Origin of the sequence: Actinomycetospora chiangmaiensis DSM 45062, assembly GCF_000379625.1 — a bacterium.
Taxonomy (GTDB): Bacteria; Actinomycetota; Actinomycetes; order Mycobacteriales; family Pseudonocardiaceae; genus Actinomycetospora; species Actinomycetospora chiangmaiensis.
In genome coordinates this window covers 54,682-74,437 of the sequence record NZ_KB903229.1, presented here as the reverse complement: position 1 = coordinate 74,437, position 19,756 = coordinate 54,682, and the positions used below count along the sequence as shown (strand labels likewise).

Annotated in this window: 17 protein-coding genes and 1 tRNA gene; 11 read left to right on the top strand and 7 right to left on the bottom strand. The window is 75.1% G+C overall.

Going from position 1 to position 19,756, the window contains the following annotated elements; genetic code table 11:
* Nucleotides 1-55 precede the first annotated feature (55 nt).
* Nucleotides 56-337: a hypothetical protein gene (locus A3CO_RS0113700; protein WP_018332815.1), complete on the top strand. Its 282-nt coding sequence runs from the start codon at nt 56-58 to the stop codon at nt 335-337.
* Nucleotides 338-570: 233 nt separating this feature from the next.
* On the top strand, nt 571-1,245 hold the full coding sequence (locus A3CO_RS0113695; RefSeq protein WP_026204588.1) for a Crp/Fnr family transcriptional regulator: 675 nt from the start codon (nt 571-573) through the stop codon (nt 1,243-1,245).
* Between the two features lie 55 nt (nt 1,246-1,300).
* On the opposite strand, the gene A3CO_RS0113690 is transcribed toward A3CO_RS0113695, so the two are convergent.
* Genes A3CO_RS0113690 through sp36 form a run of 5 tightly spaced genes read right to left on the bottom strand, consistent with a single transcriptional unit; the run spans nt 1,301 to nt 5,978 of the window.
* On the bottom strand, nt 1,301-2,086 hold the full coding sequence (locus A3CO_RS0113690; protein WP_018332813.1) for an MBL fold metallo-hydrolase: 786 nt from the start codon (nt 2,084-2,086) through the stop codon (nt 1,301-1,303).
* A 34-nt stretch (nt 2,087-2,120) separates the two neighbouring features.
* Nucleotides 2,121-4,613: a hypothetical protein gene (locus A3CO_RS35840; RefSeq protein WP_157647548.1), complete on the bottom strand. Its 2,493-nt coding sequence runs from the start codon at nt 4,611-4,613 to the stop codon at nt 2,121-2,123.
* Nucleotides 4,606-5,310: a hypothetical protein gene (locus tag A3CO_RS32115; RefSeq protein ID WP_018332811.1), complete on the bottom strand. Its 705-nt coding sequence runs from the start codon at nt 5,308-5,310 to the stop codon at nt 4,606-4,608. The genes A3CO_RS35840 and A3CO_RS32115 overlap by 8 nt, the downstream gene beginning before the upstream one ends.
* A gap of 51 nt (nt 5,311-5,361) precedes the next feature.
* Nucleotides 5,362-5,820 (bottom strand): RidA family protein, encoded by a 459-nt coding sequence (locus A3CO_RS39045; RefSeq protein WP_018332810.1) that lies wholly within the window; start codon nt 5,818-5,820, stop codon nt 5,362-5,364.
* Complete coding sequence (gene sp36, locus A3CO_RS39040; RefSeq protein WP_018332809.1) at nt 5,817-5,978, bottom strand: Sp36 family protein; 162 nt, start codon at nt 5,976-5,978, stop codon at nt 5,817-5,819. The genes A3CO_RS39045 and sp36 overlap by 4 nt, the downstream gene beginning before the upstream one ends.
* A gap of 178 nt (nt 5,979-6,156) precedes the next feature.
* Between sp36 and bagA the strand changes: the two genes are divergently transcribed.
* Both bagA and bagB read left to right on the top strand, forming a co-directional pair.
* On the top strand, nt 6,157-7,209 hold the full coding sequence (bagA, locus tag A3CO_RS0113665) for an ATPase BagA (RefSeq protein ID WP_018332808.1): 1,053 nt from the start codon (nt 6,157-6,159) through the stop codon (nt 7,207-7,209).
* A complete protein-coding gene (gene bagB / locus A3CO_RS0113660) occupies nt 7,199-8,377 on the top strand; it encodes an ATPase BagB (protein WP_018332807.1) in 1,179 nt (392 codons plus the stop codon). The genes bagA and bagB overlap by 11 nt, the downstream gene beginning before the upstream one ends.
* 85 nt (nt 8,378-8,462) lie before the next feature.
* Here the strand turns inward: bagB and A3CO_RS0113655 are convergent, their stop codons facing one another.
* Nucleotides 8,463-8,807: a WhiB family transcriptional regulator gene (locus A3CO_RS0113655; RefSeq protein WP_018332806.1), complete on the bottom strand. Its 345-nt coding sequence runs from the start codon at nt 8,805-8,807 to the stop codon at nt 8,463-8,465.
* 205 nt (nt 8,808-9,012) lie between these two features.
* On the opposite strand from A3CO_RS0113655, the gene A3CO_RS0113650 reads away from it, so the two are divergent.
* From A3CO_RS0113650 to A3CO_RS0113630, 5 genes are all read left to right on the top strand, one after another.
* The gene (locus A3CO_RS0113650; protein WP_018332805.1) at nt 9,013-11,415 is read left to right on the top strand and encodes a penicillin-binding protein; all 2,403 of its coding nucleotides are present in this window, start codon (nt 9,013-9,015) and stop codon (nt 11,413-11,415) included.
* A 15-nt stretch (nt 11,416-11,430) separates the two neighbouring features.
* Nucleotides 11,431-12,528 carry a metallophosphoesterase gene (locus tag A3CO_RS35835; RefSeq protein WP_018332804.1) on the top strand — a complete coding sequence of 366 codons (1,098 nt, stop codon included), beginning with the start codon at nt 11,431-11,433 and terminating at the stop codon, nt 12,526-12,528.
* A gap of 23 nt (nt 12,529-12,551) precedes the next feature.
* A tRNA-Pro gene (locus tag A3CO_RS0113640) sits at nt 12,552-12,625 on the top strand.
* A gap of 300 nt (nt 12,626-12,925) precedes the next feature.
* Nucleotides 12,926-13,627, top strand: a complete 702-nt coding sequence (locus A3CO_RS0113635; RefSeq protein WP_018332803.1) for a hypothetical protein — start codon at nt 12,926-12,928, stop codon at nt 13,625-13,627.
* Nucleotides 13,624-14,676 carry a glycoside hydrolase family 18 protein gene (locus A3CO_RS0113630; RefSeq protein WP_018332802.1) on the top strand — a complete coding sequence of 351 codons (1,053 nt, stop codon included), beginning with the start codon at nt 13,624-13,626 and terminating at the stop codon, nt 14,674-14,676. Before A3CO_RS0113635 ends, A3CO_RS0113630 begins: the two co-directional genes overlap by 4 nt.
* On the opposite strand, the gene A3CO_RS0113625 is transcribed toward A3CO_RS0113630, so the two are convergent.
* The gene (locus A3CO_RS0113625) at nt 14,673-15,689 is read right to left on the bottom strand and encodes an alcohol dehydrogenase (protein WP_033414409.1); all 1,017 of its coding nucleotides are present in this window, start codon (nt 15,687-15,689) and stop codon (nt 14,673-14,675) included. The genes A3CO_RS0113630 and A3CO_RS0113625 overlap by 4 nt on opposite strands.
* 162 nt (nt 15,690-15,851) lie before the next feature.
* Here A3CO_RS0113625 and A3CO_RS0113620 point away from each other — a divergent pair, with 162 nt between their 5' ends.
* Together A3CO_RS0113620 and A3CO_RS0113615 are read left to right on the top strand one after the other, a co-directional pair.
* On the top strand, nt 15,852-18,308 hold the full coding sequence (locus A3CO_RS0113620) for a glycerol-3-phosphate 1-O-acyltransferase (protein WP_211214476.1): 2,457 nt from the start codon (nt 15,852-15,854) through the stop codon (nt 18,306-18,308).
* Nucleotides 18,295-19,740 (top strand): HAD-IB family hydrolase, encoded by a 1,446-nt coding sequence (locus A3CO_RS0113615; protein WP_018332799.1) that lies wholly within the window; start codon nt 18,295-18,297, stop codon nt 19,738-19,740. Before A3CO_RS0113620 ends, A3CO_RS0113615 begins: the two co-directional genes overlap by 14 nt.
* Nucleotides 19,741-19,756: the final 16 nt, after the last annotated feature.

Below are 19,756 nucleotides of genomic sequence, written 5' to 3'. Positions count from 1 at the left end.
CCGAGGACCCCCGGTGCCCGCTCCGCACCGTGGGTGCGGGACGATGCGAGGCACCATGACGGCCTGGATCGCGATCCTCATCCCTCTCCTCATCATGGTCTTCGCCCTGGGCATGGAGCGCCTGGAGACGAGACTGCGCTCGGGCACCGTCCGTGAGGACGAGGTCGAGGACTTCCTCGAGCGCGCCCGGCCCGACGAGGTGAAGGCCCTCTTCCGCCAGGGCATCGGCGGCGCCCTCACCCTCTTCCGGCTGCGCAACCTCGGCAAGCGCACCGGGACGCCCCGCCGTGGCGGCCGTGCGTCCGAGCCGACCGGCCGGAGCACCACCGGCGTCTGACGCTCACCCAGCGGCGTCATAGTCGGCGGGTAGGGTCGTCCATTCGGGGGGCATGCCTCGCGGACGACGACGGAACAGGGCTAGATCCGGGGATCGTCGGCCGCGTGCTGCGTGATCATGACCATGCACGCGATTAGACTTGCGGCAGACGTGACTGGTGACACAACGGAGTCCTCGGGTGCAGGATGCCCGGGCCCGTGGGGGTCTCAAGAGTCGGCGAGGAGCGGACGACGGTGGACGAGGTACTGGCGCGGGCAGGGATCTTCCAGGGAGTGGATCCGGCCGCCATCGAGGTGTTGACGGAGTCGCTCGATCGCGTCGAGTTCCCGCGGGGCACCGTCATCTTCAACGAGGGTGAGCCCGGCGATCGCCTGTTCATCGTGCAGAGCGGCAAGGTCAAGATCGGCCGCCGCTCGCCGGACGGGCGCGAGAACCTGCTGTCGATCTTCGGCCCGTCCGACATGTTCGGCGAGCTGTCCATCTTCGACCCCGGCCCCCGGACGTCGACGGCCACGTGCGTCACCGACGTCCGCGCCTACTCGATGGACCGCACCGCGCTCAAGGAGTGGATCGCGCAGCGCCCGGAGATCGCCGAGCAGCTGCTGCGGGTCGTCGCCCGCCGCCTGCGGCGGACGAACAACCTCCTCGCGGACCTGATCTTCACCGACGTCCCCGGCCGGGTGGCGAAGGCGCTGCTGCAGCTCGCCCAGCGCTTCGGCTCCCAGGAGGCCGGCCTGCTCCGCGTCACGCACGACCTGACGCAGGAGGAGATCGCCCAGCTCGTCGGCGCCTCGCGCGAGACGGTCAACAAGGCCCTCGCCGACTTCGCCGCCCGCGGCTGGCTGCGCCTCGAGGGCAAGAGCGTCCTCATCCTCGAGCCGGACCGTCTGGCGCGCCGCGCCCGGTGACGTCGCCCTGTGAGTCCATCTCCGTGCCAGGGCACGGAGAAGGACTCACGGGCCGTCAGGCGCCCCGCAGGTACGCCAGCTGCGCGGCGACCGAGATGTCGGCGGCGGGCCACAGCGACTCGTCGACGTCCGCGTACACGATCTCGACGACCTGACGCGGCTCCGGATCCGCCGGCAGCTGCCGCAGGGCCGCCCGGACCTGCTCCAGCCGCTGCTCGCGGTGGGCCAGGTACTCCCGCGCGGTCCGCGGCGCGTCCGGGAGATCCGGGCCGTGCCCGGGCAGCAGGGTGGTGCCGGCCGGGAGGGCGGCGAGGCGGTCGAGGGAGCGCAGGTAGTCGCCGAGCGCCCCGTGGTGGTCGCCCAGGACGGTCGTGCCCCGACCGAGCACGGTGTCGCCGGTGAGGACGGACCCGTCGCCGTCGACGACGAAGCACAGCGAGTCCCGGGTGTGGCCCGGCGTCGCGACCACCCGGATGTCCAGGCCCGCCGCACCGACCGTCTCCCCCGCGCCCAGCCCCTCGGCCCCGAGACACAGCGTCGGGTCCAGCGCGCGCACCGGGGCCCCCGTCTGTTCCGCGAACGTGCGCGCCGCCTCGGAGTGGTCGAGGTGGTGGTGGGTCAGCAGGACCAACTCCACCGGCCCGTGCTCGCGGAGCCGCCCGAGGTGGTGCGGGTCGTCCGGCCCGGGGTCGACGACCACGCACCCGTGGTTCCCCGGCGCCCGGAGGACCCAGCTGTTGGTGCCGTCCAGGGTCATGCCGGAAGGGTTGTCGGCGAGGACCACCCCCGCCGCCGTGGTCACGGGACGCAGGACCTCGTACGCCGGGTGCGTGTCGGACACGTCGGCGACCCTAGAGGCACGGGCGTCCCCCGGCTCAGGACGACGGGTCGGGTCCGCCGGGCAGGCCGTGCCCGTTGGTGCGGCCGTGCGGCGGGCCCTGGCCGTTGCGCCGCTCCGGAGGCGGACCGGCCGAGCGTGGGGGCTGCGGTGCCTGGGGCGGCTGGGGTGGCTGCGGCCGCCCGGACGGGCCCGCGAACGGGTCGGCGCCCTCGGCGCGCTCACGCTGGGCCAGCTCCTCGTGCAGCCGGGCCAGCAGCTCGCGCTCGCGGTCGGAGAGCTGCGCGACCGAGTCGTCGGTGTCGGGCGCCCAGCTCCCGGTGGTCTCCGGCTCCGACGGGGCGGCCGGGGGCTCGTGCGGCGGCCGGTACCCCGGCGGCACCGGGGCGGGCGACGGCCACGTGGCCTGCTCCTGCGCCCAGCCCGCGCCGTCGGCCGCGGCCCAGGGCGGGGCGACGTCGCCGACGGGCCGCACCGGCGGGGCGACGTCGCCGACGGGGCGCACCGGCGGGGCGTCGTCCGCCGGGACACGCCCGGGGCGGGGGGCGGCGGCCCAGCTGATCGGGCCGGTCGCAGGCTCGTCGGGCTCCGGCGGGATCACGGGCACCGCGTCGTGGCGGTGCCCGTTCGTTCCGAGCGTCACCGGCTCCTCACCGATCTCCACCGGGGAGGTGAACACCGCGTCCGACCCGGGCCCGTCACCCGTCACGGGGGCGCCGGGCCACGCGGGGCCGGGACCGGCGCCGTAGCGGGCGTCGTGCCCGAAGCGGGCGGGCGGGTCGGCCTCGGCCCGGCCCCGACTGTGCCGGGCGCGCTGGACCTGGGCCGCGTCGTCCTCGAGGTCGATCGCCGTACCGTCGGGCGGCGTCGGCGCCCCCGGGTCGGCCTCCTCCGCGGCGGGGTGGTCGCCGAGGTGGTGACCGTTGAGCCGGGGCGCCGGGCTGGGCTGCGGCCGGGCGACGGCGTCGGTGCCCGGGGCGATCGCTGCCGGTCGGCCGTGCCGGCCGACCGGGCCGTCGACGACGTCCCCGGCCTCGTCGTCCTCGTCGTCAGCTCCGTGCTGCCGGTCGTCCGTCGGCGGCAGCCCGACCGGCACCGACCCGGCGTCGGGCTCGGCGTCGGGCTCGAGCTGCGTCTGCTCGAGCGACTCCGCGGGCAACGGCGCCGCGAAGTCCTCGGGCGCCGGGCGGGCCCAGAGCGCGGCGATGCGGCGGGCGGTGAGCGACAGGTCGTCGTCGATCGAGGTGGGCCCCGCCCCGGTCGGCTCCGGCTCGACAGCGAAATCCTCGACGCTGTCGGCACTCTCGGGCTCCGGCTCGGGCTCCGACGAGCGGTCCGACGTGGGCTCCGGCGAGGGCGCCCGGGGCGGCGCGGCCGGCGGGACGTCGACGGGTGCCCCGCCGTCCAGCACCGGGGCCTGCGGGGCGACGTGCGCCGTCCCCGCGTCGGCGACGGTGCGCCACGTCTCGCCGTCCTCCCGCACGACGTCCCGGCCGGAGTCCAGGGCACTGTCGGCGACGCGCGTGGGCAGCGGGTCGGCGGTCAGCGGCCGGGCCGCGGCGAGGGCGTCGCGGTGGTAGGCGGGCAGCGCGACACCTGCGGCGAACACCTCGACGGAGGTGCCGCCGAGACCGCGGGCGGCGTGGGCGAGGTGGTGGACCACGTGGTCGCAGTCGTCGGGCTCGGCGGTCTCCACGAGCACCACGCGGTGCGGGATGGGGCCGGGCGCGGCGCCGGCCGGGGTGACCCGCCAGCTCTCGCGCACCGAGACCACGCCGGAGAGCCGTCGGGCGGCCCGCGCGAGCGGGGCGGCGGGTGCCACCCCCGCCGTCGTCGGGACGAAGCGGTGCCCCGAGCGGCGCAGGGCGTCGGGGTCGACGGGGAGCCCGGCGAGCAGGTCGGGGTCGACGCGGGCGGTGGCGAACCAGGGAGCGAGGACGCCGCGCTCGTCGGGGCTCAGGCCGACCTCGTCGGCGAGCAGGCAGCCGCCGAGGAGCTCCGCGGCCTCGGCGTCGTCCTCGGCCGCCACCATCTCGCGGACCGCGGTGAGCGCGTCGTCGTCGATCCGCCCGGCGAGCCCGAGCAGCACCTCGTGCAGCCGACCCGGCGCGGGCGGGCCGTCGTCGGGACGGGCGGCGGGCGACCCGACCACCTCGGCCCCGCGGCCCGGTACGCCGTCCCGCGGGGAGTCGCCCGCGGGATCGCGCAGCGCGGCGTCGAGGGGACGCGAGCGGACGGGCAGGGCCGGTTCCGGGACCTCCACGTGCGCCGGCTCCGCGACGTCGGCGGGCGGGGCGAGCCCGGTGACGGGCTCGAGATCGGGCTCGGCACCGGGCACGGGCTCGGGCTGTGCCACGGCGCCGGGGTCCTCGCCGCCGGTGGAGCGCCGCCGCTGCTCGGCGACCCGGCGCCACGCGGCGAGCGCCACCGGGTCGCGACCGCCGCGGGCCCGCACGGGCCGATCGGGCACGTCGGGCGTGTGCGGCTCCTGCCGCGGCCCGTCGGGATGCGGGACTCCGGCCTCAGCCATGACGCACCAGCTCCGGGGGTGACGACACGACACCGGAGCGCGGATCCGGCAGTCGTGCGTGATCGGGGGCGTCGGCGGCCGTGGGGGCATCGGCCCGCCAGAGGACGTCCGACGCGGCGAGCGCCGCGCGGTGGTAGCCCGTCGTCAGGGTGCCCGCGCCGATGACCTCCACGCACGGGGCGGCGTCACCGTGGGCGCGCAGCGTCCGCTGCACGATCCCGGTCAGCGCGGCGAGGTCCCCGGCAGCGCTGACGAGCACCACACGCGACCCGGCGCGCCACGCCCGGCGGACCTCACCGACGTCGCCCGTGGCGGGCACCACGGCCCGCAGCACCAGGTCGGCGGCGTCCCACGGCGCGGCACCGGGCTCGCCGAAGACCGGGGCGGGCTCGGGGGCGGCGTCGACGTGCAGCACGGCGTCGACCAGCCGCGCCGACCCGCGCCAGGCCGCGACCGCCTCACGGAGCAGGTCGCGCTCGGCGTCGGTCACCCCGACGCGGTGGCGCAGCAGGGTGCGCGGCACGGCCGTGCGCAGCGCCGTGCCCGCTCCCGCCGAGAGCCAGTCCCGCAGGCGCCAGAGCGCGGTGTCGGGCACCCGACCGGCGAGGGCGACCAGCAGGTCGTGGCACGCGCGGGAGCCGGACCCGCCGTGGGCGGTGTCCGTCGTGTCCGTTGCGTTCGAGCCCGTGCTCGCCACGTCCGTACCCCTCACCGCCGCGGCGGGTCCGCGGCACTCGTCCTGCGCAGCTCACGCGAGGTCGACGACGACCTCAACCTCGACGGGGGCTCCCAGCGGCAGCGCCGCCACCCCGATCGCCGAGCGGGCGTGTTCGCCCGCCGGGCCGAACACCTGACCCATCAGCTCCGACGCGCCGTTCACCACCTGGGGCTGGCCGCCGAACCCCGGCGCGGACGCCACGAAGCCCACGATCTTGGCGACCGAGGCGACCGCGTCCAGGCCCACGAGTGCGTCGATGGCCGCCAGCGCGTTGAGGGCGGCGATCCGCGCGTAGGCCGCGGCGTCGTCGACCGACACCTCCGCGCCGACGAGCCCCGTCGCCGGCAGCTCGCCGCCGATCAGCGGCAGCTGCCCGGAGGTCCAGACCTGCGCCCCGACCCGTTTGGCGGGCACGTAGATCCCCTTCGGCGGGGCTACGGGCGGCAGCTCGACACCGAGCTGCGCGAGGCGCGCGGTCGGGCTCGTCACGACAGCGGCCGCTTGAGGTAGGCCACGTGCTGCTCGCCCGTGGGCCCCGGGAGCACCGTGACGAGCTCCCACCCGTCCGCGCCCCACTGGTCGAGAATCTGCTTGGTGGCGTGGGTCAGCAGGGGAACGGTCGCGTACTCCCACGTCTGGGCACTCATGGACGCGAGGGTAGATGTCCACCCCGACACTCCCGGCCGCGCCCCGATCCGCTCCGGGCCCCGTCACACCGGGGGCGACCTCGCAGGTACGCAGCGTCACCGCCGGTCGCAGGGGGTGTGACCGAGCCCCTCCGGCCGGGGCCCGCATGCCGTGGGACGCGGTCCTACGCTGGTCGCCGTGAGCAATCAGCGGCAGTCCGGAGGTGTCGGTCTCTTCGACGAGGCCGGCGTCGAGCGGTGGCCGGACGCCCTCGCCGGGGCGCGCCTGCACGTGGTGACGGGCAAGGGTGGCACCGGCAAGTCGACGCTGGCGGCCGCGCTCGCCCTGGCCCTCGCGGCCGGCGGCGGCCGCACGCTGCTCGTGGAGGTCGAGGGCCGGCAGGGCATCGCCCAGCTGTTCGACACCCCACCGCTGCCCTACGCCGAGCAGCGCATCGCGGTGGCTCCCGACGGCGGGGAGGTCCGCGGCCTCGCCGTGGACGCCGAGGAGGCCCTGCTCGAGTACCTCGAGATGTTCTACAACCTGGGCCTGGCCGGCCGGACCCTGCGCCGGATGGGCGCGGTCGAGTTCGCGACGACGCTCGCGCCCGGTCTCCGGGACGTCCTGCTCACCGGGAAGGTCAAGGAGTGCGTCGGGCGCACGGTCGGCGACGACCGCCGCGGCCGCGGGCCCCGGCAGCCGCTCTACGACGCCGTCGTCGTCGACGCGCCGCCCACCGGCCGCGTCGTCAAGTTCCTCGACGTTACGAAGGCGATGGGCACCCTCGCCCGCACCGGCCCGATCCGCACCCAGAGCGAGGGCGTCGTCGCGCTGCTGCACTCCCCGCAGACCGTGGTGCACGTCGTCTCCCAGCTCGAGGACCTGCCCGTGCAGGAGACGCTGGACACCGTCGACGAGCTGGCGGAGGCCAACCTGCCGCCCGGCGCGATCATGGTGAACCGGGTGCGCCCGGCCCGGCTGCCGGTCACCGACCGGGTCGACGAGGGCGGGCTGCGCGCCGGCCTCGAGGCCGCCGGGCTGTTCCTCAAGGACGACGAGGTGGGCGGGCTGCTCACCGAGGTCGACGAGCACACCGAGCGGCTCGCCGTCGAGTCCGGTGTCCGGTCGCGGCTCGACGCCGCGGGCATGCCGCAGATCGAGCTCCCCGAGCTCGCCGACGGCGTCGACCTGGGCGGGCTCTACGAGCTCGCGGAGCTGCTGCGCGAGCAGGGGGTGCGCCATGACCGCTGAGACCGTTCCCGGTGGCGACGGGCACGCCGGGGCCTCCCGCGGCCGCCGTCCCCGGCACCTGGACCTCGACGCGCTCATCGACGACCGCGCGACCCGCGTCGTCGTGTGCTGCGGCTCCGGTGGCGTCGGCAAGACGACGACGGCCGCCGCCCTCGCCCTGCGCGCCGCCGGCCGCGGCCGCCGCGTCGTGGTGCTCACCATCGACCCGGCGAAGCGGCTGGCCCAGTCGATGGGCCTCGAGGAGCTCGACAACGAGCCGCGCGTGGTCCCCGGGGTCGACCCCGGGGCGGGCGGCGAGCTGCAGGCGATGATGCTCGACATGCGCCGGACCTTCGACGAGATGGTCCTCGGGCACACCACGCCCGACCGGGCGCAGGCGATCTTCGACAATCCCTTCTACCAGACCATCTCCTCGTCCTTCTCCGGCACGCAGGAGTACATGGCGATGGAGAAGCTCGGGCAGCTCGCGGCCACCGGCCGGTGGGACCTCATCGTCGTCGACACCCCGCCGTCGCGGTCCGCGCTGGACTTCCTCGACGCGCCGCAGCGCCTGTCGTCGTTCCTCGACGGCCGCATGATCCGGTTGCTCTCCGCCCCCGCCCGGGCCGGCGGCAGCGCCCTGCGCAAGCTCGTCGGGTCGACGTTCAACCTGTTCGCGAAGGCGGTGTCGACGATCCTCGGCGGGCAGGTGCTCGCCGACGCCTCGGCCTTCGTGCAGGCGTTCGACACGCTCTTCGGCGGCTTCCAGGAGCGCGCCAACGCGACCTACCAGCTGCTGCGCGCGCCGGGCACGGCCTTCGTCGTGGTGGCCGCGCCCGAGCCGGACGCGCTGCGCGAGGCCTCCTACTTCGTCGAACGGCTCGGCACCGAGCGCATGCCCCTGGCCGGGATGGTGCTCAACCGGACCCACCCGGTGCACGCGACGCTCTCCGGCGCACGGGCCCGGGAGGGTGCCGAGGCGCTCGAGGCCGCCCGCGGCGACGCGACCACCGCGGCGGTCCTGCGCCTGCACGCCGACCGGGTGGAGACCGCCGAGCGGGAGCGCCGCGTGCTCGCCCGCTTCACCCGCGCCCATCCGGCCGTCCCGATCGTGGACGTGCCCGCCATGGCGACCGACGTGCACGACCTCGACGGGCTGCGCGCGATCGGCGAGCTGCTGCGTTCCTGACGGCGGGTCGGGCCCGGTCGCGAGGGTGACGCCGGGCAGGTCCCGGGCGCCCGGGACGTGCCCGGCGTCACCCTCGCGTGAACCGTCAGCCCACGCGGCGGGACGACTCCTCCACAGCTGGGGCCTGCGGTGTCGGCTGCGGTGGGCGCAGGGCCGCCCGTCGGGCGGCGTCGAGCAGCGCCGCCCAGGAGACGACGTCGGGCCGGCGCTTGAGCAGGGCCCGGCGCTCCCGCTCGGTCATCCCGCCCCAGACCCCGAACTTGATCCGGTTGTCCAGGGCGTGCGCGAGGCACTCGGTGCGCACCGGGCAGGCCCGGCAGACCTCCCGCACGTCCCGTTGCTGGGCGCCCTGCACGAACAGGGTGTCCGGATCCTCGTGGCGGCAGCGCGCCTCGTGCCGCCAGTTCCTCGTGCCCGCCTCGTCGTCCACGTCATCCCGCCCTCGTACGGCCCACGGCTCCCGGTGACCCCCGATCACCGGTGCGCGCGGCCCCGCCGACCGCGCCCGCCCCTTCATGGGCTCCGACGCACTCTAGGAGCGTCCGGTTCCACCGACCAAGGCCGAAACCGGATCTGTTGTGTGAACGACGCGTCCGAGCACGAACCACACCACTCGCCCCGTAACCTGGACGGCGATGACCGGAGGAACCGAACGCGACACGGGTGACGACGAGGGCGGCGGCGGACGTCGTCGGATCGCGGCGCGCCCGATCGCCCGACTGCTCGGGCTGTGCCTCGTCGCCGGGCTGATCCTCGCCGGGATCACGTTCCCGCTCGTGGGCGGCGTCGGGCTCCTCTCGAACGACGCGAGCGACACCGTCAGTGCGACGTCGTCGGACCTCGCGGCCGGGCAGCTGCCGCTGGTCACCACCGTCACCGACCGGCAGGGCGCCCCGATCGCCTACCTGTACGACCAGAACCGGCAGAACACGCCGCTGGAGCAGATCTCCCCGACGATGCGGGCGGCCATCGTCGCGATCGAGGACCGCCGGTTCTACGAGCACGACGGCGTGGACTGGACGGGGACGCTGCGCGCGCTGGTGACGAACCAGTCCTCCGGCTCCACCCAGCAGGGCGCGTCGACGCTGACCCAGCAGTACATCAAGAACTACCAGCTCTACGTCACCGCGCGGACCGCCTCCGAGCGGCTCAAGGCCACCGAGGCCACCTACGCCCGCAAGGTGCGCGAGGTCCGGGTCGCCCTGCAGGTCGAGCGCCAGCTCGCCGAGGGCACCACCAAGCGCCAGGCCAAGGACGAGATCCTCCAGCGCTACCTCAACATCGTGTTCCTCGGGAACAACTCCTACGGCGTGGGCGCCGCGGCGCGCACCTACTTCAACACCACGCCGGACAAGCTGACGATCCCGCAGGCGGCGTTGCTCGCCGGGATGGTGCAGTCGACCGCGCAGTTCGACCCGGTCGCGCACCCGCAGGCCGCGACGGGCCGGCGCAACGAGGTCATCAACCAGATGCAGCTGCAGGGGATGATCACCCCGCAGCAGGCGCAGGAGGCGATCGCGACGCCGCTGGGCGTCACCAACGCCGCCCCGCCCGCCAACGGCTGCATCGGGGCCGGGGACGCCGCGTTCTTCTGCAAGTACGTCGTGGACTACCTCGGTCAGGCGGGCCTCTCCGCCGAGCAGCTGAACCGCGGCGGCTACACGATCCGCACGACGCTCGACCGGTCCGCGCTCACGTCGATGGTGGCCGCGCTGCGCGCCGAGGTCCCCGCGCGGCAGCGCAACGTCGCCGACGTGATGGCCGCCGTGGGTCCGGGGCAGGGCCGGCACGAGGTCCTCGCCATGGGCGCGAACCGGGTGTTCGGCGTCGACGGCGGCGCGCTGGAGACCAGCTACGGCCTGCCGTGGGAGCCGGTGAACCTGGGAGCCGGGTCGGTCTACAAGGTGTTCACGGCCGCGACCGCCCTCGACAAGGGCCTCGGCATCGACTACCAGATGCAGATCCCGCCCAACGGGTACGCGTCCCCGATCTACCGCGACGGTCAGGGCAACCCCTTCCCGGTCAGCAACGCCGGGTCCTACGCGCCCGTGCTCTCCATGACCGACGCCCTCGCCCAGTCGCCGAACACCGGGTTCGTGAAGCTCATGGAGTACACCGGCGTGGCGCCGGTGGTCGACATGGCGGTGAAGCTCGGGATGCGCTCGCTCGCCGACCCCCAGGGCAACGGCGGCAAGTCGATCGCGGAGATCGCGAAGGAGCAGAACCAGGGGTCGTTCACCCTGGGCGTCACCCCGACCAGCGTGCTGGAGCTCTCCAACGTCGGGGCCACCCTCGCCTCGCGCGGGACGTGGTGCCCACCGACGCCGATCGTGGGGGTCACCGCGCCCGACGGTGCGGCGGTGCCGGTCTCGGAGCAGCCGTGCGAGCAGGTCGTGCCGCCGACGCTCGCCGACACGCTGATGAACGGCCTGAGCAAGGACGACCAGCCGGGCGGCACCTCGGCGGCGGCCGCGGCCGCGAACGGCTGGACCCGGCCGATGTCGGGCAAGACCGGGACCACGCAGCAGAACAAGTCGGCCGCGTTCCTCGGGTTCACGCCGGGCATCTCCGGCGCGGTGATCACCTTCGACGACTCGTCGTCGCCCCGCCCGCTGTGCGACGGCGGCGGCGACTCACCGCCCTTCGCCTGCTCGAACGGCAACATCTTCGGCGGCAAGACGCCGGCCCGGACCTGGTACAAGGCGATGACCCCGGTGGTCGCGGCGACGCCGGTGCAGCCGCTGCCGCCGACGGACCCCCGGTACGTGCAGGGCGGCACCAACGCGCAGATCCCCGAGGTCACCGGGCAGCAGGTCGACCAGGCCGAGCAGACGCTGCGCGACGCCGGGTTCACGGTCGTGCGCAGTCCGGTCGCGAACCGCGCCCCCGCCGGTACCGTGGTCGGACAGTCCCCGCGCGGGTCGGCGCTGCCCGACCAGGCCGTCACGCTGCAGGTCGCCAGCGGCTCCGTCCCCGCGCCGCCCCCGCCACCCGGTGCCGTGGCGGCCCCGGCGCTCGGAACGGCACCCGGGCGCTGAGACACGGAGGTTCGGGTGGCGCACCACGGCGGCTTCCGGACGGCAGGTCGGGTCACCCTGGGGGCGGCGGCCGCCGGCGCGCTCGGGTTCGGGTACGCCTCGGTGGTGGAGCGGCACTGGTTCGCGCTGCGCCACGCCAGGCTGCCGGTGCTCGCGCCCGGTGCGCGGCCCGTCCGGGTGCTGCACGTCTCCGACCTGCACCTGCGGCCCGGACAGCGGCTCGAGGAGCGCTTCGTCGCCGGCCTCGCCGACCTGGAACCCGACCTCGTCGTCGACACCGGCGACAACCTGTCGCACCCGCGCGGCGTGCCGGTGGTGCTCCGGGCCCTGGGCCGGCTGCTCGACCGGCCCGGGGTGTTCGTGTTCGGCAGCAACGACTACCACGGCCCGCGACCGAAGAACCCGGCCGACTACCTGATCCGGCCGGGGCACCGCGTCCTCGGCCCGGAGCTGCCGTGGCGGGACCTGCGGGCCGTGTTCGTCGAGCGCGGTTGGCGGGACGCCACCCACACCCGGCTCGAGCTGACCGTCGCGGGCCAGCGCATCGCGGTCGCGGGGGTCGACGACCCCCACATCGGCCGCGACGACTACGACCGCATCGCCGGGCCCCTCGAGCCCGCCTCGCTGCGCTCGCCCGAGCCCGGCGCAGGAGCCGGGACCGGTGCCGGGCCCGACGCCGCGACCGGCCGTGGGACCGACCCCGACGACGGGACCGAGGCAGGCGCGGCGCCCGTCCTGCGGCTGGGCCTCACCCACTCCCCCGAACCGCGGGTGCTCGACGGGTTCGCCACCGACGGGTACGACCTCGTGCTCGCGGGCCACACCCACGGCGGCCAGCTGTGCCTGCCCGGGTACGGGGCGCTGGTGACCAACTGCGGAATCGACCGGAGCCGGGTGAAGGGACCGTCGCGCTGGGGCGCCCACACGCGGCTGCACGTCTCCGCCGGACTCGGCACGTCCCCCTGGGCGCCCGCCCGGTTCTGGTGCCGCCCCGAGGCCACACTGCTCGAACTGGTCCCCACCCACGAGGTCGCCGGACGGGGCACCCCGGCGGCGGCGGGCGTGGGCGGTGACACCCGGCCCCCGTCCCGTCCCGTCGGACCCACCAGGTAGGCTCGTCCACAGAGCGACACGCTCGGGGTGTGGCGCAGCTTGGTAGCGCGCCTCGTTCGGGACGAGGAGGTCGTGGGTTCGAATCCCGCCACCCCGACACACACGGTTCGGCCCCGGTTCTCCCAGGAGAGCCGGGGCCGTTCTCGTTCCCGGCTCAGGCTCCTATCGCCTCCATCACAGGGCCGCGGGAACGGATTGGTCACCGGGAGGTAACGGTGCCATCCTGCTCCCCGATACCTCGGACGGGTGATGCCCGGACGGGCATCGATCACCGATCGGGGACGGCAGGGAACGAACGATGGCGAATCACCGCGCGACGGACGGCTCCGCACGCCGCTATACGGTGCTCGATTCCTCCGATCGGAGGCTGCCGGGCGACCTCACGTCACCACGCGGCATGTCCGCCGCCACCGTCGCCGTGCCCGCCCCGCGCACCGTGCTGACCCCCCGCCCCGTCGTGACGCCCGGGCGCCCGCCCGAGCCGGTCACCCGGACCACCGCCGTGCCCGCTCCGACGCGCCGCAGCAGCCCCGGGGACGTCCGGGCCACCTCGGCCGGGCGCAGCTCCTCCGACGACATCGCCGCGCGCGCCACGACCACGCTCATCCCGAACTCGCCCGGTGACCGGGCGAAGGCCGGCCCGGTGTTCGTCGACGGCAGCGGTCGTCGCGCGCGCCGCGTCAAGGGGCTGGCCGCGGCCGTCGCCACGGTCGCGGCGGGCTACGTGGGCGTCGTCGTCACCGGAGCGCTCGCCGGGTCGACCGGTCCCGTCGCCGTCGGGCCGACCCCGGTGGCCAGCGGCGCCTCCCTGGCGCCCGCCCCGGCGGTACCGGCCCCCGTCGTGCCGAGTCCGATCGTGGCCACCCCGGCCGACGCGACGACGACGAAGGCGCCGGTGAAGAAGCCGGCTACGTCGGCGAAGAAGGCCGTCCCACGCACCACGGCGCCCCGCACGGTCGCCCCGGTGCCCGTCGCGCCCGCCCCGGTCGCGCCCGCCCGGCCGGCGCAGCCCGCGCCGTCGGGGGCCGGCGTCGAGAAGCCGGTGCCCCCGAAGCAGCCCGAACAGCAGCAGAAGCCCGTGACACTGCAGAACGCGTGATCGTCGTCCTGCGCGCGGCCCTCGCGGGCGCGTCGCTGACCGTGCTGCTGGTCGTGCTCGCCGTGGTGCCCTCCCCGATCCGCACGGCGCAGAGTTCCCCCGCCGCCGCGGCTCCGGCGGCCGGTGCCCCGACCCGACCCGGGCCGCGCGCCCCCGACGGACCGCTGCCGACGGTGCGGGTCGCGCCCTACGTCGACCTGACGACACCGCCGCTGCCCGATCTCGGCGCGGTCGCCGACGCGTCCGGACAGCGCGACGTCGTCCTCGGCTTCGTCCTCGCGGGCGCGGGATGCACCCCGACGTGGGGCGGCACCACCCCGCTGACCGACCCCGCCGTGCAGGGGTCGATCGCCGGGCTGAAGGCCCGCGGCGGCACGGTGACCGTGTCCTCGGGCGGCGCCGCGGGCGACTACCTCGAGACCCGGTGCCCGGACGCGGCGTCGCTCGCACGGGCGTACGGGCAGGCGCTCGACGTCGTCGGGACCGATCACCTCGACGTGGACATCGAGACCGACAAGGGCCGTGCCGTGTCGACCGCACGGGTCGCCGACGCGCTGAAGCTCCTGCAGACGGCGCGCGGCACCCGGATCACGCTGACCGTGCAGGTCGAGAGCGCGGACGCCGGGATGACCGACGACGCCCGGGATCTCGTCGGGACCGTGTCGTCCCGGGGCGTCGCCGCGCGGATCAACCTCATGGTCATGAACTTCGAGCAGCGCGGCGGCTGGGGGGAGTCGATGCTCGACGCCGCCGACCTCTCGCTGGCCGCTCTGCAGCGGCTCTGGCCGGGCAGCGACCCGGCCGACGTCGCCCGACGGGTCGGCGTGACGCTCATGATCGGGCGCAACGACACCGCGGCCACGACGACGCTCGCGGACGGGGCCACCGTGGTCGACGGTGCCCGCGCCCGCGGGTACGGCTACGTCGGCGCCTGGTCGCTGCTCCGGGACAACGGCGGCTGTCCCGGCACCGCGACCGAGGCCGACCACTGCAGCGGGATCACCCAGGCGCCCTGGGCGTTCACCCGCGCCCTGCAGCGGTTCGGCTAGTTCCCGGTGGTGAGCACCATCCGGAAGCGCGCGTCGTTCGCCATCATCTTCTCGTAGGCCTCGGCGGCCCGCTCCAGCGGCATCGTCTCGATCATCGGGCGGACGCCGGTGATGCGGGAGAAGTTCAGGGTGTCCTCGGAGTCCTTCGACGTCCCCGAGGGATGCCCCGCCACCTGGGTGGCCGGCCCGATGAGCGACATCGCCTCGAGGGTCAGCGGCGTCTCCGCGGCACCGACGACGATGAGCTGGCCGCGCGGCGCGAGGCCCGGCACGAGGGCGGAGATCGCTCCGCCGTCGGTGGCGGTCGCGATGATGACGGTCGCGCCGCCCATCCCCGCGAGGGCCTCGCCCGGGTCGGTCGTCTGGGAGTCGATGTGCTCGTGCGCGCCGAGCTGCTTCGCGAGGTCGGCCTTGGCGGTCCCCCGCGAGATCGCGACGACCTCGCAGCCCATCCGCGCAGCGAACTGGATCGCGAGGTGGCCGAGGCCGCCGACGCCCAGGACGGCGACGCGGTCGCCGGGACGGACCACGCTGGAGCGCAGCGCGTGGTAGGTCGTGACGCCCGCGCACAGCAGCGGGGCGGCCTCCTCGGCGGAGAGCTCCTCGGGCACGCGGGCCAGCGCGTCGGCGGGGACGACGACGGCGTCGGCGTACCCCCCGTCGAAGGTCACGCCCGGGATCCGGCCGTTGGCGCACGTGATGAAGTCGCCCCGGCGGCAGGACTCGCAGTGGTAGCAGGCACCGCCGAACCAGCCCACGCCGACGCGGTCACCCGGCTTCCAGTCCCCCCGCACGTTCTCGCCCAGGACGTCGACGACGCCCACGATCTCGTGGCCCGGCACGATCGGGAACGGCGTCGCGTCCCCCATCGCGCCCTCCTTGGCGAACATGTCCGAGTGGCAGACCCCACAGGCCTGCACCGTCACGCGGACCTCGCCCTCGCCCGGCTCGGGCAGGTCGCGCTCCACCAGCTCGAACTCGCCGCCGGCCTGGGGCACCTGTACTGCTCGCACGTCGTCTCTCCTCGCCGTGAACGGTGGGTCGAACGATGCGTACCCCTGCATCCGAACCACGACGCGTGACGAACGGCCCTGCCCGGCGGGCCGGGTAGGGTGAGCGCACCCGCGCCGCCCCCGTCCCGGCCGGCGTGGCGTTCGGCGCGGGAGGAGCACCTCGTGGGAGCTGATCCGGTCTCCGCCGCCTTCCCCGTTCCCGACGACGGAGCGGGGCCGGTGGGCAGGGCACGTCCCGATCCCACCGCCCTCCCCGACTCCGGGGACCGGCAGCTCGTGGTCCTCGTCGACGCCCCGAGCGTGCTCGAACGACGGCTGATCGACCGTTGGCTCGTGGCGAACCGGCCGGACAACGGGCGCGCGGTGGAGACCGTGCCGGCCGAGGGCGGGGAGCTCGCCGCCCGCCTCACCCGGGGGGACAACCCGCTGCTCGTGCCGGTCCGCCTGGTGTGGCAGCCGGGCAGCGAGGCCGCGCCGACCAAGCCGCTGCTGCGCGTCCTCGACGCCGTCACCCGCCGGTCCAAGCTGCGCGACCGCGCCCGGGCCGCCCGCGCCCAGCAGGAGCGCGCCGACCGCCAGCGGCACCGCGTGGTGGTGGGGCGGCCCGCCACGGTGCGCGAGCTGCTCGTGCGGCACCGCCGCGAGCGGATGAGCACGGGCACCGAGGACTTCGTCCGCTTCGTCACCCAGCAGGCCAACCTGGCGCTCGACCGCGCCGAGCGCAGTGTGCTGGGCAACCGGTCGAAGGTGCCGCGGGAGGTCGCCGACCAGATCGTCGGCGGCGCCCACTTCGCCCGGGAGGTCCGGCGCGTGGCCGCCGAGACCGGCCGGCCGGAGGCCGAGGTCGCCGCCGAGGCCGAGAAGCACCTGCAGGGTCTCGTCGCCGCGATGGACCCGACCGCGGTCGACATGTTCTCCGGCGTGCTGCGCCCGATGCACGAGCGGGCGTGGGAGGTGCACGCCGACACCAGCGGGCTGGAGCCGTTGCGCGCCCTCAACGCGGAGCACGCCCTGGTCTTCCTGCCCTCACACCGCTCCTACACCGACCCGTTCGTGCTCGCGGAGGTGCTGCGGGAGAACGACTTCCCGCGCAACCACGTGCTGGGCGGGAACAACCTGCGCATCTGGGGCCTCGAGTCGCTGGCCCGGCGCAGCGGGATCATCTTCATCCGCCGCAGCTTCGGCGGGGACTCGACCTACAAGGCGATGGTCCGCGAGTACTTCTCCTGGCTCGCGGCGAAGCGCTTCAACCTCGAGTGGTACATGGAGGGCGGCCGCACCCGCACCGGCAAGCTGCGCCCGCCGAAGTACGGCCTGCTCTCCGACGTCGCCCACGCGGTGGAGACCCGCCGCACCTCCGACGTGTTCCTGGTCCCCGTGTCCATCACGCACGACCAGCTGCAGGAGGTGCACCAGATGGCCGTCGAGCAGTCGGGCGGCACCAAGACCCCGGAGGGCCTGCGCTGGCTGGCGGGCTACGCGCGGGCGCAGCGCCGCCGCGTCGGGTCGCTGCACGTGGCCTTCGGCGAGCCGCTCTCGCTGCGACAGGCGCTCTCGGCCGCGGGCGACCCGCCGCTGGAGCGCCACCCCGACGAGCTCGACCCCGACACCGGCGACTCCCCCGCCCGCCGGCTCGCCCTGCAGAAGACCGCGTTCGAGGTCTTCGTGCGGATCAACCGGGTCACGCCGGTCACGCCGATCGCGATGGCGGCCCTGGCGCTGCTCGGGGTCCGCGACCGGGCGCTCACCCTCTCCCAGGTGCGCCGCGTCGTGGAGCCGGTGCTCGACTACGTCGAGGCCCGCAAGCTGCCGCACACCGGCATCGAGTCGCTGCGCACCAACGGCGGCGTCGCGGAGGCGCTGCTCGCGCTGCGGCAGGAGAAGGTGGTCACCGCCTACACCGAGGGCACCGAGCCGGTGTTCTCGATCGAGCCCGGCCACCACATCGTCGCGGCGTTCTACCGCAACTCCGCGATCCACCACTTCGTCAACCGCGCCATCGTCGAGCTCGCCGTGCTCGAGGTCGACGACGCCGACGACGGTCGGGAGGCGCTGGCCGCCGGCTTCACCCACGCGCTCGCCCTGCGCGACCTGCTCAAGTACGAGTTCTTCTTCCCCGACAAGGAGACCTTCCGGTCGGAGCTCGCCGACGAGCTGACGCTGATCGACCCCCACTGGACCGAGGTCGGCCGGCCCGTCGCCCGCACCAAGGAGATCCTGCTCGCGAGCAAGTTCCTCTGCGCCCACCGGGTGCTGCGGTCCTTCGTCGACGCCCAGTGGCTGCTCGCGCAGCGCCTCGCGGCGTGGGACGTGGCGACCCCCGTCGTCGACGACGAGCTGTTCGACGACTGCCTCGCCGTCGGCCGCCAGCTCCTGCTGCAGGGCCGGCTGCACGGCCCGGAGGCGTTGTCCCGCGAGTTGTTCGCGTCGGCGCTGCGCCTGGCGGGGAACCGGGGACTCGTGGCGCTGCCCGACGACCCGACCCCCGAGGACCTCGCGACCCTCGCCACCCGTCGGCAGGAGTTCGCCGACGAGATCCGCGCCGTGGTCGGCCGGGTCGTCCGCATCGACGAGACCGATGCCCGCAACCGACAGGAGAGCACCGGTGTCAGGCCCTAGTCCCGAGTCCCTGCTCGCCGACGTCCGCGACGCCCCCGAGGGCCCGGCCGTCGGCGCGTTCTTCGACTTCGACGGCACCGTCATCGCGGGCTACTCGGTGGTGGCGTTCATGCGCCATCACCTGACCCACCTCGACATCGACGTGCCGACGACGGTGCGCACACTCGCCGCCGCCGGCAGCCAGGCGCTGGAGACCGAGGAGGACTTCAGGAAGTTCCTCGGCATCACGCTGCGCACCTGGGTGGGGCGGACCCCCGAGGAGCTGGAGAAGCTCGGCCGGCAGCTGTTCCGCGACGAGATCGGGCCGTCGGTCTACCCGGAGGCGTGGCGGCTGGTGCGCGCCCACCTGGAGCGGGGCCACACCGTGGTGCTCGCGTCGTCGGCGACGCGGTTCCAGGTGCAGCCGGCCGCCGAGGCCCTGGGCGTCGACCACACCATCTACACCGCGGTCGAGGTGGGCGAGGACGGTCGGATCACCGGTCGGCCCGACGGCCGCAGCCCCTACGGCGAGGGCAAGGCCGCCGCGGTGAAGGAGTTCGCCGCCGCCCACGAGGTCGACCTCGACCAGAGCTTCGCCTACTCCAACGGCAACGAGGACGTGCCCTTCCTCGCGACCGTCGGCCGCCCCACCGCGGTCAACCCGTCGTCGGGCCTGCGCCGGGCCGCGGCCGAGCGCGGCTGGCCGACCATCGACTTCCCCGGCCGGCCGTGGACCGGTCCGGTCGAGGTCGCCCGCACCGTCGGCACCTACGCCGGGATGATGGGCGGGTTCGTGACGGGGCTCGGGCTGGGCCTGCTGGGCGGGTCGCGCCGGGCGGGACTCAACCTGGGCATCGGGCTCGGCGGCGACCTGTCGCTGCTCGCCTCCGGGGTCACGCTCGACGTCGTCGGCGGGCACCACATCTGGGAGAACCAGCCCGCGGTCTTCCTGTTCAACCACCAGAGCCAGCTCGACGTGCTCGTCCTCGGCGGCCTGCTGCGCGGCAACTTCGCGCCGGTGGCGAAGATGGAACTGGCCAACAACCCGCTGTTCGGGCCGCTGATGCGGCTGCTCGAGACCGCGTTCATCGACCGCGCCGACAACGCGCAGGCCCGCAAGGCCCTCGAACCCGCCGTCGAGCGGCTGCGCTCCGGGGTCTCGGTGGTGATCGCCCCCGAGGGCACCCGCTCGGCCACACCGAGTCCCGGTCGGTTCAAGAAGGGCGCGTTCCACCTCGCGATGCAGGCGGGCGTGCCGGTGATCCCGCTCGTGTTCCGCAACACCGGTGAGCTGATGAGCCGCAACGCCATGGTCATCCACCCGGGCGTGGTGCAGGTCGCGGTGCTGCCGCCGATCGACGTCTCGTCGTGGGACCCGCAGGACCTGGACGAGAAGGTCGAGGGCGTGCGGCAGCAGTACCTCGACACGTTGGCCAACTGGCCGGGCGAGTAGCCGACCCTGACGTCAG